The sequence below is a fragment of the Xanthobacter nonsaccharivorans genome, assembly GCF_043194755.2.
In the GTDB taxonomy this organism is placed as follows: Bacteria; Pseudomonadota; Alphaproteobacteria; order Rhizobiales; family Xanthobacteraceae; genus Xanthobacter; species Xanthobacter autotrophicus_G.
In genome coordinates, this window is record NZ_CM195526.1 from 682,203 (window position 1) to 697,270 (window position 15,068).

The 15,068-nt window shown below is 67.2% G+C and carries 12 protein-coding genes; 6 read left to right on the plus strand and 6 right to left on the minus strand.

Going from position 1 to position 15,068, the window contains the following annotated elements:
- Positions 1 to 19: 19 nt before the first annotated feature.
- From V5F59_RS03095 to V5F59_RS03120, 6 genes are all read right to left on the minus strand, one after another.
- The gene (locus V5F59_RS03095; RefSeq protein WP_393983219.1) at positions 20 to 829 is read right to left on the minus strand and encodes an ATP-binding cassette domain-containing protein; all 810 of its coding nucleotides are present in this window, start codon (positions 827 to 829) and stop codon (positions 20 to 22) included.
- Between the two features lie 97 nt (positions 830 to 926).
- A complete protein-coding gene (locus tag V5F59_RS03100) occupies positions 927 to 1,913 on the minus strand; it encodes a sugar ABC transporter substrate-binding protein (RefSeq protein ID WP_393983220.1) in 987 nt (328 codons plus the stop codon).
- Positions 1,914 to 1,975: 62 nt separating this feature from the next.
- On the minus strand, positions 1,976 to 2,953 hold the full coding sequence (locus V5F59_RS03105) for an ABC transporter permease (protein ID WP_393983221.1): 978 nt from the start codon (positions 2,951 to 2,953) through the stop codon (positions 1,976 to 1,978).
- Positions 2,950 to 3,933, minus strand: coding sequence for an ABC transporter permease (locus V5F59_RS03110; protein WP_393983222.1), 984 nt, complete (start codon positions 3,931 to 3,933; stop codon positions 2,950 to 2,952). The genes V5F59_RS03105 and V5F59_RS03110 overlap by 4 nt, the downstream gene beginning before the upstream one ends.
- A 23-nt stretch (positions 3,934 to 3,956) precedes the next feature.
- Positions 3,957 to 4,928 carry an NAD-dependent epimerase/dehydratase family protein gene (locus V5F59_RS03115; protein ID WP_393983223.1) on the minus strand — a complete coding sequence of 324 codons (972 nt, stop codon included), beginning with the start codon at positions 4,926 to 4,928 and terminating at the stop codon, positions 3,957 to 3,959.
- Between the two features lie 264 nt (positions 4,929 to 5,192).
- The gene (locus tag V5F59_RS03120) at positions 5,193 to 6,986 is read right to left on the minus strand and encodes a thiamine pyrophosphate-binding protein (protein WP_393983224.1); all 1,794 of its coding nucleotides are present in this window, start codon (positions 6,984 to 6,986) and stop codon (positions 5,193 to 5,195) included.
- A 355-nt stretch (positions 6,987 to 7,341) separates the two neighbouring features.
- Between V5F59_RS03120 and V5F59_RS03125 the strand changes: the two genes are divergently transcribed.
- From V5F59_RS03125 to V5F59_RS03150, 6 genes are all read left to right on the plus strand, one after another.
- Positions 7,342 to 8,769, plus strand: coding sequence for an aldehyde dehydrogenase family protein (locus tag V5F59_RS03125; RefSeq protein WP_393983225.1), 1,428 nt, complete (start codon positions 7,342 to 7,344; stop codon positions 8,767 to 8,769).
- Between the two features lie 115 nt (positions 8,770 to 8,884).
- Positions 8,885 to 10,123, plus strand: coding sequence for an ABC transporter substrate-binding protein (locus V5F59_RS03130; protein ID WP_393983226.1), 1,239 nt, complete (start codon positions 8,885 to 8,887; stop codon positions 10,121 to 10,123).
- 47 nt (positions 10,124 to 10,170) lie between these two features.
- Entirely contained in the window at positions 10,171 to 11,037 is an 867-nt protein-coding gene (locus V5F59_RS03135; RefSeq protein ID WP_393983227.1) for a branched-chain amino acid ABC transporter permease, read from the plus strand.
- Positions 11,034 to 13,562 carry a branched-chain amino acid ABC transporter ATP-binding protein/permease gene (locus V5F59_RS03140; RefSeq protein ID WP_393983228.1) on the plus strand — a complete coding sequence of 843 codons (2,529 nt, stop codon included), beginning with the start codon at positions 11,034 to 11,036 and terminating at the stop codon, positions 13,560 to 13,562. Before V5F59_RS03135 ends, V5F59_RS03140 begins: the two co-directional genes overlap by 4 nt.
- Positions 13,563 to 13,672: 110 nt before the next feature.
- Positions 13,673 to 14,113, plus strand: coding sequence for a cupin domain-containing protein (locus V5F59_RS03145; RefSeq protein WP_393983229.1), 441 nt, complete (start codon positions 13,673 to 13,675; stop codon positions 14,111 to 14,113).
- On the plus strand, positions 14,110 to 15,060 hold the full coding sequence (locus tag V5F59_RS03150; RefSeq protein WP_393983230.1) for an NAD-dependent epimerase/dehydratase family protein: 951 nt from the start codon (positions 14,110 to 14,112) through the stop codon (positions 15,058 to 15,060). Before V5F59_RS03145 ends, V5F59_RS03150 begins: the two co-directional genes overlap by 4 nt.
- Positions 15,061 to 15,068 lie beyond the last annotated feature (8 nt).

The window sequence follows — 15,068 nt, forward strand, 5'->3', positions numbered from 1 at the left end:
ATCAGGGATAAGGAAAGGGTCAGGCGTAGCTGCGCGCGTCGAGGCGCTCGCCGCCGCGGGGCGAGGGCGGGGCACCGGTCATGATCATGGTCACCACATCTTCCTTGGTGACCTCGGAGATGTGGCGGGTGCCAGCGACGCGTCCGGTCTTCATCACCGTCACGCGGTCGCACATCTCGAAGACGTGGTTGAGGTTGTGGGAGATCATCACCACGGAGTGGCCCTGCTCGCGCATCTCCGCCACAAGGTCGAAAACCTTCTGCGTCTCCTTCACGCCGAGCGCCGCGGTGGGCTCGTCCAGGATGATGACGCGGGCGTTGAAGTAGACCGAGCGGGCGATGGCGACGCACTGGCGCTGGCCGCCCGACATGTTCCGCACCAACTGGCGGATGTTGGGGATGTTGATCTTCAGGCGGTCGAGCAGGGCGGCCGCCTCGTCCTCCATCCGTCGCCGGTTCATGAACGGGCGGGCGAGGCCCCCGTAGCGCAGCTCCCGCCCAAGGAAGAGGTTGGAAGCAATGTCCAGGTTGTCGGCCAGTGCAAGGTCCTGGTAGACGGTCTCTACCCCCAGCGCCTTGGCGTCACGCGGGCTGTTGAGCTGCGCCGGGCGGCCGTCGAACAGGATCTCGCCCTCGTCGCGCGCCACCGCTCCGGACAGGATCTTTACCAGGGTGGACTTGCCGGCGGCGTTGTCGCCGAGCAGGCCGTGGATCTCGCGCGGATAGATCTTCAACTCGGCGTTCTGCAACGCCTGCACGCCGCCGTAGCGCTTGCAGATCCCGCGCATCTCGGCCAGCGGCTCAGCCGCCAGGGGCATCGTGCTCGCCATGTGTTCCTCCCGAAGTGAGCGTCGCGCCGCAGGCTCGGGGCCTTGCTCCGGCGCAGGAAGCCGGGGCGGGTGAGACGTAGTCCGCCCGCCCCGCATCTCAGCCGGCCCGTTGGGCCGCCACCACCTTGTCCCAGTCCGGCGCGGGGCGCTGGGCCGGGGGCACCATGGCCGCCTCCACGTTGGATTTGTCGACGAAGGCAAGGGGCAGCATGATGGTGGGAGGCACCTTGTTGCCCTTCAACATCTCCACCATGGCGCGGGTGGAGATGTAGCCCTGGGCATGGGGCTGCGTGTCCATGGAGCCGAGCATCCGCCCGTCCTTGATGGCGGCGAGCGCGTCGGGAATGCAGTCGACACCCACCACCTTCACCGGGCGGCCGGCCGCGCTGGCAGCCTCGACCACGCCGACCGCCATGTCGTCGTTGGCGGCGAAGACGCCGTCGATCTGGGGGAAGCGCTGCATCAGGTTCTCGAACACCTGCACGGCCGGCAGGCGGCGATAGTTGCCCGGCTGCGAGGCCACCAGCTTGACGTCGGGATGCTCCTTCAGGGCGCGCTCCATGCCGCGCTTGCGGTCCTGCGCGGTGATGGCACCAGGCACGCCGTCGATATGGACGAGGTTGCCCTTGCCCCCCATGGCCTTGATGAGGTTCTTGGTGGCCTGGTAGCCCATCTCCTCGTCGTCGAGGCCGACGAAGGGCGCGCCGTGGATGTCGGCCATCTTGTTGTTGTAGATGACGAGGGGAATCTTGGCGTCCTGAATCTTCTGTACCGAGGGTACTAGGGCCTTGTAGTCCACCGGCACGAAGACCATGCCCTCTGGCTTCTTTACGATCCAGTCCTCCACCAGGCGGATCTGCTCCTCGATATTGTCCGGCTTCGTCGGCGCGGCCATCTGGATGTTGATCTTGCTGTCCTTGGCCGCGCGCTCGGCACCGTCTCGGACATGCTTGTAGAAAGGGTTGGTCACGTTCTTCAGATAATAGACAATGGTCTTTTCCTCGGCCCAGGCGGCCGCGGCGCCGAGCGCGGGCAGCACTGCGGTGCCGGCCATCAGGCTGAGGACGCTCCTCCGGTTGATCATGGTTCGTTTCCTCGTTTTGTTATCGGTTATTGATGCGACTTCACGTTTTCACGTGACTGTTCTTACGCGACGTGGGCTTTTCGTCTGCGGATGATCTCGTCCGTCGCCACAGAGATCAGGATGAGCGTGCCCATGGCGAAGGCCTGCCAGAACGTCTTCACGCCGAGCAGGTTCATGCCGTTGATGATGAGCGAGAGGATGATGGCGCCGATGGCGGTGCCGACGATGCCGCCGGTGCCGCCCGCAAGCGAGGTGCCGCCCAGCGCCACCGCCGCGATGGTGGGCAGCAGCAGTTCCTCGCCGAGGCCCGCATCCGCCGCATTAGTGCGAGCGATGGCGAGGAGGCCGGCGAGGCCCGCCATCAGTCCGCTGAGGCCGTAACATAACACTAGGCGACGTTGCACCGGCATGCCGGAGAGCCGAGCCGCATTGGCATTGCCGCCGATGGCGTAGAGCGAGCGGCCGAACGGCGTACGCGTCAGCACCACGTGCATGCCGAAGAGCACGATGGCGGCCATCACCACCAGCATGGGCACCGGGCCAACATAGCCCACGGCGATGAAGCGGAAGGCCGGCGGAAAGCCGTAGATCACCTCGCCCATCATGAAAACGTAGCCGAGGCCGAACGCGATCCACAGCATGCCGTAGGTAGCGATGAAGGAAGGAATCCGCAGATAGGCCACCATCACCCCGTTGAACAGGCCGCAGGCAAGACCCACCACGAGCGCCGCCGTGATCCCGCCGAGTATGCTGCCGCCGGCGAGTAGGGCGCCGCCGAGGCAGGCGGAGAGGCCGATCATCGCCCCTACCGAGAGGTCGATGCCGCCGGTGATCACCACAGCCGTGAGGCCCGCGGACATCACGAACTGCAGGGATGCCTGCCGCAGCACGTTCGAGAGGTTGCCGTAGGTGAGGAAGGCTGGGCTGGCGATGGCGAGCAGTGTCACCAGCAGCGCCAGCGCCGTAAGGCGGGAAAGCGCGACGAAGGCGCGATCCGTGCCAGTGAGCAGCGAGGGCCGGGGGGCTTCAGCAAGGCTCATCGATTGTATCCCCTTAGGGTATCGAAGGCGACGCCGAGGATGATGACGACACCGACCGCGGCCGCCTGCCATTCCGTCTGCACGCCGATGAGGTTGAGGCCGTTGCGCAGGGTGGTGACGGCAAGCGCCCCCGCCACCGTGCCCAGCAGGCTCGCCCGCCCGCCCGAAAAGGAGGCCCCGCCCAGCACGGCCGCGGCGATGGCGTCGAACTCGATGCCAACGCCGAAGGTGGGGTGGGCGGCGTTGGCCCGCGCGGTCATGATGAAGGAGGCGAGGCCCGTCAGCGCAGCGGCATAGGCATAGACCATGACGTGATAGCGGGTGACTGGCACGCCCGAGCGCACCAGCGCCGTGCGATTGCCGCCGATGGCGAAGATGTAGCGGCCGAAACGGGTGTGATGAAGGATCACCCAGGTCATGGCGAACACTGCCGCGGTCGCGCAGATGGGCGTGGGCACGCCGAGGATGGTGCCCTCGTTGAACCAGCGGATGGCGGGTGGCAGGTTCACCACCGAGTTGCCATCGGTCAGCGCCAGCGCGAGGCTGAGCGAGATACCGAAGGTGCCCAACGTCACCACGAAGGGCTGCAGGGCGAAGCAGGCCACCAGCACGCCGTTCACCGCACCCACCACCGCCGCCGCCACGATCGCCGCCGCGAGGGCGAGCAGAAGCGGCCAGCCCGACACCGCCAGGAGGGCCATGACCACCGCGGCGAGGCCCAGGACCGGGCCGAGGCTGAGGTCGATGCCCTCCGTGAGGATGACCAGCGTCATGCCCAGGGCGACGATCAGTACCACCGAGGTCTGCAGCAGGATGTTCGTGAGATTGCCCGCGGTGAGGAAGTAAGGCGAGCCGATGGAGAGGCCGAGGGCCAGCACCAGCAGCAGGTAGACGGCACCCGGCAACTGGGCGAGGCGGGCCTTCAGGCCAGGTCGCAGCGGGGCTGTCGGCGGTGCTGGCGCAACGGAGACGGAACTCATGGCGGGCTCCTGGCTGGGGCGCGTCATTGGGGGATCAGGCGCTCGGGATTGGCCTGCATCCAGGCAGCGAAGGCGGCGATGCCGTCCTGCAGGGGCAGGCGCGGTTCAAAGCCTGTGTCGTCCTTCAGGCGGCTGCCGCCGAGGGCCCCGCGCATGGTGTTGAAGGTGGTCCAGGGCAGGGTGCCGGGGCCCACCTCCACCACGGCGCCGGGCACCGCATCCGCGATGGCGCGGGCCACCTCGAAGGTGGTCCAGTTGCGACCGTGGCCGAGATGGTAAACGTCGTGCTTGAGTGCCGGTGCGAGATAGGCAGCGAGGAGGCCCTCGGCCACGTCCTCCACATGGGTGAAGCTGGCGGCGAAATCCCCGCCCGCCGTCTCCCGCACAGGGATGCCGAGCACCGCCTCGCGCAGCAAAGAGACCACAGGTCCGCGCGGCAAGTCGCGTTCGCGGGGCACTAGCGGCGGACCATAGACAAAGGAGATCCGCACCGTGGCGGCGGAGACTCCGAGCTGGCGCCGGTACATAGTGGTGATGATCTCTGCCGCAAGCTTGGTGGCACCGTAGACCGAGGTGGCCGCCGGGGGATGGTCCTCCAGCAGTGGGCGGTCGAACCGCGTTTCGCTCTGGAACACCGAACCGGTGGAGACCTGGATAAAGCGCCTCCAGCCGTTCACCCGCGCGGCTTCGGCAAAAGCAGCGACAGCTGCAGTGTTGAGCTCGAACGCGCGGGCGGGTGCCGGGCCGGCGAGCCGGTCGTTGGGCACCGCGGCGGTGTTGATCGCGCCTTCTATGCCGGGATCGGCCAGCAGGACGGCCCGCGCCGCAGGATCTGCAAGATCGCAGGAGACCCAGCGCGCGGAGGGCACCTCGCCTGCCGCGTCCGCGTCGAACGTGCGATTGTACTGAGCGATCACCTCGAGGCCGCGGCGCGCGGCTAGCCGGGTGACGGCAAGGCCCACATGGCCCATGGCGCCGGTGACGAGGAGCGCCATCTCACGCGCTCCTCCGGACGCACAACCCCACGCTCCGACCCGAGGGGGGCGGCAGAGCTTCTCCCATGGTTTCCTCCCGCTTTCTGTTTTGTTATTTTAGAATAGCGTTTGTTATTATCGAATAAGCTCGCCAGTGAGCGGGCCTGTCCACGTGTGCTCCGGGCTGGCCACGGGGGTGGCTGAGCCTGCAGCAAGTCCGGAGGGGTCGCGTACCGCAACCGGCGGCGCGCGACGGTTCGGCTGGCGGCGAGGCCGCCGTCAGGGTCAGGCGACGGGCGCGTCGCCCGGCATCCAGCGGCGCCCGAACACAGGTTCCTTGTGCGGGATGGGCGGAAGGGCCCAGGCCCCGGTGGCCGGCGGGCGCACATTCGCGTCCACATGCACGTCGATGAGGAAGGGTCGGTTAGCCTGGACTGCGTGTCGCAGCACGTCGGCGAAGTCCTCCGAGCGGGTCACGGTGGCGGCCTCCACGCCGGCTGCGCGCGCCCACATGGCGAAATCCGGATTATAGGGCTCGCCATTCTCCCCCTTGTAGAAGGCGGTGCCGATCTCACGCCCTTCGAACAGGCCGTACTGGAGGTCGCGGATCGCACCCCATGAGAAGTTGTTCCACACCACCCAGACCACTGGGATGCTGTACTCCACCGCCGTGCACAGGACATGCGGCACCATGGTGAAGCCGCCGTCGCCGCACACCGAGATCACTGGACGATCGGGGGCTGCCAGCTTGGCACCGAGCGCGCTCGCCGGGCCGAAGCCCATGCCTGAGAAGCCCCAGCTGTTCAGCATGGTCTGCGGCCGGCGGGCCTTCCAGAACTGCATGTACCAGTTGTGGTGCACACCAGCGTCGAAGGTAAGGATGGCGTCGTCGGGCAGCGCCGCGCGGCAACCGGCCACTACCATCTCGGGTCGCATGGGCTTGGTGTGCAGGTGGAAATTGGGACTTACATACGCGTCCCATTCCGCCCGCCATGCCTCGATCCGGGCGAGCCAGGGCTTGAGCCGCGGCTCGGCAGAGACGCGGCGCCGGTCGAGCTCCGCCAGCACCTGCCGCAGGAAGGTCCGCGCATCGGCGAGGATGGGCAATGTGGGCGCATAGTTGCGGCCGATTTCGGCGTGGTCGACATCCACGTGGATGAGCTTTGAGGCGGGGAAGTTCCACGAATATCCGGGCATCCAGGAGGAGGCCGAGCGGTCGTCGAAGCGCGCCCCCACGGCGACCACGAGGTCGCAGGTGCGCCCAGCCTGGTTGGCCTGATATGCCCCGTTGCGACCAATGAAGCCGAGCGAGAGCGGGTCCTCCATGTCGAGGCAGCCCATGCCGTTCGGCGACGAGATGACGGGGATGGAAAGGCGCTGGGCGAGCGCTGTCAACTCCTCGGGAGCCTCCGAAATCGCGATGCCGTGGCCGATGAACAGCACCGGCCGCTCCGCCGCCAGCATCATGTCCACCGCCTGGCTCACGTCCTCCGGCGAGGCGGCGCTGCGGCGCTCATTCAGCACTGTGCGGACGCCATATTCGAGGGCGATGTCGGCCTCTTCCTGGAAAACGTTGAAGGGGATGTCGAGGTTCACTGGGCCCGGGCGGCCGTTGAGCATGGTGCCCATGGACTGCCGTAGGGCCAGCGGCAGCATGTCCACTCGCGTCGGCTGGAACGAGCGCTTCACGACCGGGCGCATCACGTTGGCGAAATCCGCCTGGTTGTGGCGGTTCAGCTCCTGGAACGGACTGCGGTTGAATTGTGCGGTAGGCACGTTGGCGGTGATGGCAAGGAAGGCGGAGGAATCGGTGAGCGCCACCGCCGTGCCCATCACCATGTTGGCGGAGCCCGGCCCGCAGGAGGTGAGCGTAGCCACCGGCTCATGCTTCACCCGGAAATAGCCGTCGGCCATGTGCGCGGCGACCTGCTCGTGGCGCGGGGAGATGAGTTTGATGTCGGACTGCGCGGCATGGAGGGCATCCAGCATGCCGACGTTACCGTGGCCGCAGATGCCGAAGACGTAGGGGACTTTTTCCTTCACCAGGAACTCGGTGATGAGTTCGGCTCCCTTGGGCATGTCCACTTCTCTCTATGGGGCGGGCAGCCTCGGCCCGCTTTCGGGTCGATTGAAATCTCTCACAATGAGAGATGTCAATTCATAATATGAAAAACTTTGAGATCGAAGTTGAGTTCAATGGGCGGCCCGTCGCGTCAGGACGTTGTGCGGACTGTATTTCCGGCGGCTTCTGATAACTGCATCTTGCGGCCGGGCGGCAGGCGATGTCCAGCATTCGCAGCGCCGGAAGTTATAGGATTTCGCAATAGGTGCTTCCGAAAACGGTATTTTCGGCAGACGCACAGGCCCGATAAAAAGCAGGGGAGCGATCGCGTCGCGGCTTTGGCCGCCCCGCGACACCCGCTGAGGTGGCCAAATGCTGACCTATGCACAAGACGCTAAGCTTTTGATTTCCGGCGAGCTGGTGGATGGCGCGGAAACCGTGCCGATATTTGACAAATATCGCACGTCCACTTGCGGTGTCGTCCACCTGCCCTCGCGAGAGCAGGTGCGGGACGTGATCCACCAGATGAACGCCGCCCAGGTGGGGGCGCGCCTGACCCCCCATGAGCGCGGCGTCATTCTCGACCGGGCCGCGGAGCTCATCGAGGCCCGCACCGAGCAGCTTGTGGACATGCTCCAGCGCGAGGCGGGCTTCACTCGCTTCGACGCCATGGGGGAGATCGGCCGCTGCGTGGAGACCTTCCGCCTGTCGGCGAGCGAGGCGCGCCTGCTTGCCGGCGAGGTGGTGCCCTTCGGCGGAGCGCCGGGCCAGAAGGGGCGCATCGGCATGACGCTGCGCGTGCCCGTGGGCATCGTGTGCGCCATCACCCCCTTCAACGCCCCGCTGAACACCCTGGCACACAAGGTGGCCCCGGCCATCGCGGGCGGCAATGCCGTGCTGATCAAGCCGTCCCTGCACACGCCCTCGCCAGCCAATGCCATGGCCGAGGTACTGGTGGAGGCGGGGTTGCCGCGCAACCTAATCGCCGTGCTGCACGGCGGCGCCGAGGTGGTGCGCAGGATCGCCGAGGAGCCGCTGGTCAAATTCTTCGCCTTCACTGGCAGCACCGCGGTGGGTGCCATCATCCAGCAGCAGGCGGGCCTGCGCCGCACCCAGATGGAGCTTGGCTCCATCGCCTGCACCTATGTGGCCGACGACGCCGACCTGAAGGTGGCGCTGCCGAAGGTGGTCAACGCGGCCTACCGTAAGGCCGGGCAGGTGTGCACCTCGGTGCAGTTGCTCATGGTGCATGCCAGCCGCATGGCGGAGGTGCGCGAGGCGCTGCCGCCGCTGGTACGTGCCATGGAGCATGGCGACCCGCGGGATCCCAAGACCCGGGTGGGCCCGGTCATCAGTCTGGAGGCCGCCGAGCGGATCGAGAGCTGGATCGAGCGAGCTGTCGCCGACGGCGCCGAACGGCTCGTGGGCGGCCCGCGCGTGGGGGCGGTGGTGCCGCCGACGCTGCTCGCCAACATCTCCCCCACAACGCCGGTGGGCTGCCAGGAGGTGTTCGGGCCGGTGATGTCTCTGGTGGAGGTGGCCTCGCTGGACGAGGCCGTCGCCCGCATCAATGCGACGCCGTACGGGCTGGCGGCCGGCGTGTTCACCAACCGGTTGGACGACGCCATGCGCGCCGCCCTCGCCCTGCAGGTGGGCAATGTCTTCATCAACGAGGCATCGAGCGCCCGCGTGGACCTGATGCCCTACGGCGGCTCCAAGGACAGCGGCTTCGGCCGCGAAGGCCCGCGCTACGCGGTGCGCGAGATGACGGAAGAGCGCCTCGTCAGCTGGACCGTGTGAGGCCCCGGCACCGCCCGGGCCGGGTTGGCGATGCCGCACGGCTAGGTGCCGGCGACCCACCGACGAAACGAAGAGCGGAACACAGCTTCCGTCGTGGCATCAAAGGGAGGAATGAATGAAGAAGGTGAGATTGCCCGTGGGGCTTGCGCCGACGCGACGCGGCCTGCTCGCGCTCGGCTCCGCGCTGTGCCTGATGGCCGCCGGCGTGGCGCGCGCCGACGATGGCCCGGTGAAGGTGGGAATCATCACGCCGAAGCAGGGGCCGAGCGCCTCCATCGGCCTGCACATGGCCCGCGGCGCCGAGATGGCCGTGGCGCTGCATAATGGCGGTAAGGTGCTGGGCCGCCCGGTTGAGACGGTGTGGCTGGACGAGGCGAGCCCCCAGGTCTCCCAGCAGAACATGCAGCGTATGGCCGACGAATATAAGGCCGTCGGCGTGGTGGGCGGCAACTCCAGCGCTGCTGCGCTCGCCATGATGAGCGTCGCCGCGCGCGAGAAGCTGCCCTTCATCTCCGCCGGATCGTCCGCGCGCGAAGTGACAGGCACGAACTGCAACCGCTACACCTTCCGCACCCAGGCCCCGGCGCCGGTGCAGGTGAAGGTCGCCTTCGGCGACTTCAAGGGCAAGAAAGTCTACTTCCTCACCCCGTCCTACGCCTTCGGCCAGGATGTGCTGCGCTCGGGCCGCGCGCTGCTCACCGAGGTGGGCGCCACCGAGGTCGGCGTCGATGAGGTTCCCGTCAACACCGCCGACTATTCCTCCTACATCCTCAAGATTCGCCAGGCGAAGCCGGACGTGATCATGGGCGCCCTGGTGGGGCTTGATCTGTCCAACTTCATGAAGCAGTGGAACGAGTTGGGCATGAAGGGGAAGATCCCGATCTACGAGGTGGCGGTGAGCGACACCGACTTCTGGGACATCGGGCCGGCCGCGGCCACCGGCACCCACATCAAGCCGTGGTACTTCGCCGACCCTAGGAACAGCGCCATCGAGAAGGAATTCACCGAGGCCTACACCAAGAAGTACGGCCAGCCACCGTCCGACAAGGCGTTCTCGGGCTGGGTCGCTATGCGCTCCCTACTGGAATCCATCGACAAGGCGAAGTCCACCAAGCCGCAGGACGTGGTCGCCGCGCTGGAGACCTGGAAGGACACCCACGGTGCCGTGCCCTACGGCTACCGGGCGTTTGACCACCAACTGGTGCGTCCGGCCGTGGTGGTCCGCCTGAAGGACAAGATCACCGACAAGTGGGACTTCATGGATGTGGTGCGCTGGACCTCCGATACTCCGGAGGCGACCGAGAAGGCGTTTGGCTCCAAGGAAGAGATCGGCTGCAACATGGACGCCATCTGAGCGTTCCGGCATCCGGCGATAAGCTAAAGAAAAAGCGGGGAATCCCCATGGAGATCATCCTCTCACAGGCGGCTAACGGCCTTGTCCTGGGTTTCATCTATGTCCTGATCGCCGTGGGGCTTTCCGTCACCTTCGGAATGCTGGGCATCGTCAACTTCGCCCATGGCGCGTTCTTCGCCCTGGGCGCCTATTTTGCCTACGAGCTGAAGATGCGCTTCGGCTGGCCGGCGGTGATCATCGCCCCGCCACTGGTGGCGCTGATCGGCATCGTGGTGGAGATGACCCTGATCCGCCGGCTCTACGGCAAGGAGCCGCTGATCAGCCTGGTGATCACCTTCGCCCTTGCGCTGCTGATCGAGGCCATCATCCGCTTCGTTTGGGGCGCCGACGGCAAGCCGCTCGCGCCGCCGGAATTCCTCTCCGGCTTCGTCGAGCTCGGGCCGATCTTCATGACGCAGTATCGCGTGGCGGTGCTGGGCTTCACCGCTTTCGTGCTGCTGGCGCTGTGGGCCTTCATGAACTTCACGCCCTACGGTCGCATCCTCAAGGCGGGCAGCCGCGATCCCGAGATGGTGGACATGCTGGGCATCAACCTGCCCTTCGTGCTCACCGGCGTGTTCGGGCTCGGCTGCGGCCTTGCCGCCATCGCCGGCGTCCTCGCAGGCCCGCTGTGGACGGTTTCTCCCTCCATGGCTGCCAACGCCATCATGCCCGCCTTCGTCATCGTGGCCATCGGGGGGCTCGGCTCCTTCGCCGGAGCGATGGTGGCGGGCCTCGCCGTGGGCATCGTCATGTCGCTGACCATCCAATTCTGGCCCCAGGCGGCCACCGCTTCCATGTACGCCCTTATGCTGCTGGTGCTGCTGCTGCGCCCCCGCGGCCTGCTCGGCACGCGCTGGGAGCGCTTCGAATGAAAACGCTGCTCCGCCTCCTGTCGTCCCCGGTCATCGTCGCGGCGGCCATCCTGGTCGCCCTCACCGGCATCGTCTCGCTGACTGGCGCGGCGGTAACTCATGTGACGCAGATTGCCATCTACGCGCTCTATGCGGTGGGGGTGAACCTGCTCATCGGCTATCTCGGCCTCGTGCCGTTCGGCGCCTCGCTGTTCTTCGGCTGTGCCAGCTATGCGGTGGCCTTCACGCTGGGCTCCACGCTGTCGAACGAGCTTCTGGCGCTGGCTTGGTCCATGGTGTTCTCGTTCGCGCTGGCGGCGGTGCTGGGCGGCATCATCCTACGGCGGAAAGGGCTGTATTTCTCGCTCATCACCCTTGCCTGCTCGCAGGTGGCATTCGAGATCGCCTTCAAGTGGACCGAGGTGACCGGCGGCGAGAACGGCATCCAGAACGTGCCGCGCCCGCTGTTCCCCGGCGCCTATGCCTTCCACTGGTTCACGCTGGTGGTGGTGATCTGCGGCATCGCCCTCATGTGGCGCCTCGCCCACACGCCGGTGGGCCGGCTGATGCAGGCGGTGCGTGACAACGACCAGCGCGCCACCATGCTCGGCTACAACACCTTCATCGTGCGCTGGATCGGCTTCTGCATCAGCGCCGTGGCGGTGGGCGCCGCCGGCGGCCTGCTGGCAATGATGCTGCAGGGCGCCTATGCAGACAACATGAGCTGGCAGCGCGCGGGCGATCCGGTGCTGATGGCGGCGCTCGGCGGCGTGCACCATTTCCTCGGTCCGGTGTTCGGCGCCATCACCTTCCTCATGCTGGAGAACGAGCTCAGCGTCGTCACCGACAACTGGTGGCTCATCTTCGCGCCCATCATCATCATCTTCGCGCTGCTGTCGCCGGAGGGGATGGCGGGCATCGCCCAGCGCCTAGTGAAGCGCGACCGCTGGACGCTTACGCGCAATACCATTCCTCCGCGCCCCGCCTCCATCCGCCCCTATGTGCCCGCGGCCAGGGCGCGCGGCGACAAGGGCGGCGAGCCGGTGCTGTCGGTGCGGGGGCTCAGCAAGCGCTTCGGCTCCATTGTGACACAGGCGGATATCTCGCTCGATGTCTACGCCAACCAGTTGCACTCCATCATCGGCCCTAATGGGGCGGGCAAGACCACCTTCTTCAACATTCTCACCGGCTTCATCCGCGCCGACGCGGGCAAGATTACCCTGCGTGGCGAGGACATCTCCGCGCTGAAGCCCTACGAGCGGGCACGGCGCGGGGTGGCACGGTCCTTCCAGATCCTCAGCGTGTTTCCGCACCTCACCGCGTTTGAGAACGTGCGCATCGCGGTGGCGCGGGCCCGCAGCCCCTGGCGTGGCTTCTGGCGGGATGCCTATCGCGATGAGGAGACCAACGCGGCGGTGTGGTCCGTGCTCGCCGCCGTCGGTCTCGCCGATCGCGCTGTGGACCTCTCCTCCGAGCTGTCGCACGGCGAGAACCGGCTGCTGGAGATCGCCATCACGCTGGCGGGCAATGCCTCGGTGCTGCTGCTCGACGAGCCGCTGGCCGGCCTCGCCGAGTCCGACCGCAAGGTGGTAAGTGACCTCATCGTGCGCCTGTCGCGTAGCCATGCGGTGCTGCTCATCGAGCATGACATCGATCGGGTGCTGTCCCTGTCCGACCGCATCACCGTGCTCCACCAGGGCCGGCTGATCGCGGACGGCCGTCCGCAAGAGGTGGCGCACAATCCGGAGGTGATCGCCGCCTACATGGGGAAGGCAAAGGCCGATGCCGCAGCCCCGGTGCTGCGTCCCGTCCCGGCGGCCACCATCCCCCCCAGGGCGCCCGAGCGCCCGGTGCTGCTGCGCTTCAAGGGCGTATGCGCAGGCTATGGCGGGGGGACCGTTCTGGAGGGCGTCGACCTCGAGGTGCACCAGTCGGAGGTGGTGGCTCTTCTGGGCCGCAACGGCGTGGGCAAGACCACTGCGCTGCGCACCATGATGGGCGCGATCCACGCCCACGAGGGGGAGGTGATTTTCGACGGGCAGGATGTCACCCGCCTGCGCGCCGACCGCATCAACCGTCTCGGGATCTCCATCGTGCCCGAGGGGCGTCGGCTGTTCCCCAACCTGACAGTGCAGGAGAACCTGACCTTGGCCGCGCGAGCCGGCGGGGCGAGCCAGGAAGAGGTGTGTGACCTCTTTCCCAAGCTGCGCGTGCTCATGCGCTCGAAGGCAGAGAACCTCTCCGGCGGCGAACGGCAAATGGTAGCCATCGCCCGCGCCCTGATGGTGCCGAGCCGCCTCATCCTGCTCGACGAGCCCTATGAGGGGCTGGCCCCGGCGGTGGTGCACGAGGTGAAGGAGGCGGTGCTCAAGCTCACCACCCGGGCGAGCCTCGTCATCGTGGAGCACCACGCCGAAGAAGTCCTGGCCATGGCCGACCGGGCCTATGTGCTGGTCAACGGCCGCATCGCCTTCGAAGGTACGGCCCAGGCGTTGGCCGACGACATCGCCCTGCAGGACCGCCTGCTCGGCATCGCCGCCGCCTGAGGCGAGGCGCCGGACCGACCCCCGACTTTCCCTACTTGGCCGGCGCCCCGCAGCGCCGGCCGCCAGATAAACAAGGCAGGCCCTCGCGCCCGCCGCCACGGAGGATGTGCATGACCATCATCGTTCCACCCCCGCTCGCCCACGAGGGCGCGACGCACGAGCCGAAGGCGGCCACGCGCAATCTCGGCGAGCTCCTATGGAAGGAGTATCCCGGCCATCACGGCCAGGCGCTGTCCAAGGCCATCGTCTCCCCCGAGGTGACGGGTAGCCGCTTCTTCGACCACCGCATCTCCTGCTATGAGCCCGGCGCCTATGTGGAGAGCCATGTCCACAAGGTGCAGGAGCAGATCTACCACGTGCTCTCCGGCGAGGGCGTGCTAGTGGTGGATGGCGAGCGCCGGCTAGTGCGCGCCAACGACGTCACTTACATCCCGCCGGGCGTAGTGCACGAGTTCCACTGCACCGGCACCGACACCCTCGTCTTCCTGGTGATCACCAGCCCTCCTACCGACGAGGAGCCGGCGCCCATCGCGGCCGGGAGGGGCGCATGAGCCGCGTTCTCGTCACCGGCGGCTGCGGCTGGCTGGGCAGCGCCATCGTCCGCAAGCTGCTGGAGCGCGGGCATCAGGTGATCGCCACCGACATCACCGTGAGCCCGGCCATCGAGGCCCAGGCGCGCACCGAGCCACGCCTGGTAGCCGCCGCTGCCGATCTCGGCGAGTGGCCGCAGGTGCTAGGCCTGTTCCGCGCCCACGCGCCGGATGCGGTGGTGCATTGCGCCGCCATCGTCGGCGTCATCCAGTGCGCAGACATTCCACTGAAGGCGCTCCGGGTGAACGTGGAAGGCGCAGTCAACCTGTTCGAGGCCATGCGCATTTCCGGCGTGAAGCGTGTGGTCCACGTGAGCACGGAGGAGACCTACGGCGATTTCGGTGCGCCGATGATCGACGAGGACCACGCGCAGAAGCCCACGAGCATCTACGGCCTCACCAAGCTGGCGGTGGAGCATTACGGCCGGGCCTACGGGCGCGACCACGGGCTCGACTGCATCAACGTCCGCACCTGCTGGGTCTATGGCCCGAACCTGCCACGCCCGCGGATGCCGAAGACCTATATCGACGCCGCCTTGAAGGGCGAGCCGCTGCACGTGCCGGCGGGGCGCGACCTCGCCGTGGACCAGGTGTTCATCGACGACACCGTGCAGGGCGCGGTGCTTGCGCTGGAGAAGGCCGAGCACCGCTTCGACGCCTACAACATCGCGACCGGCGCCGCGCCGACGCTGGGCGACGTAGTGGACATCGTCAACGCCGCCATCCCCGGCGCGCAGGTGCGCATCGATGCGGGCCCCTATCTGCACGGCGGCCGCATCCTGACGGCGCGCAAGGGCGCCCTCGACATCACGCGGGCCCGACAGGAGCTGGGCTACGCCCCGCAATACGACATCCGGCGCGGCATCGAGGCGATGATCGCCGCCAGCCGGGCCGAGCTCGGGCGTTGAGGAGGCGC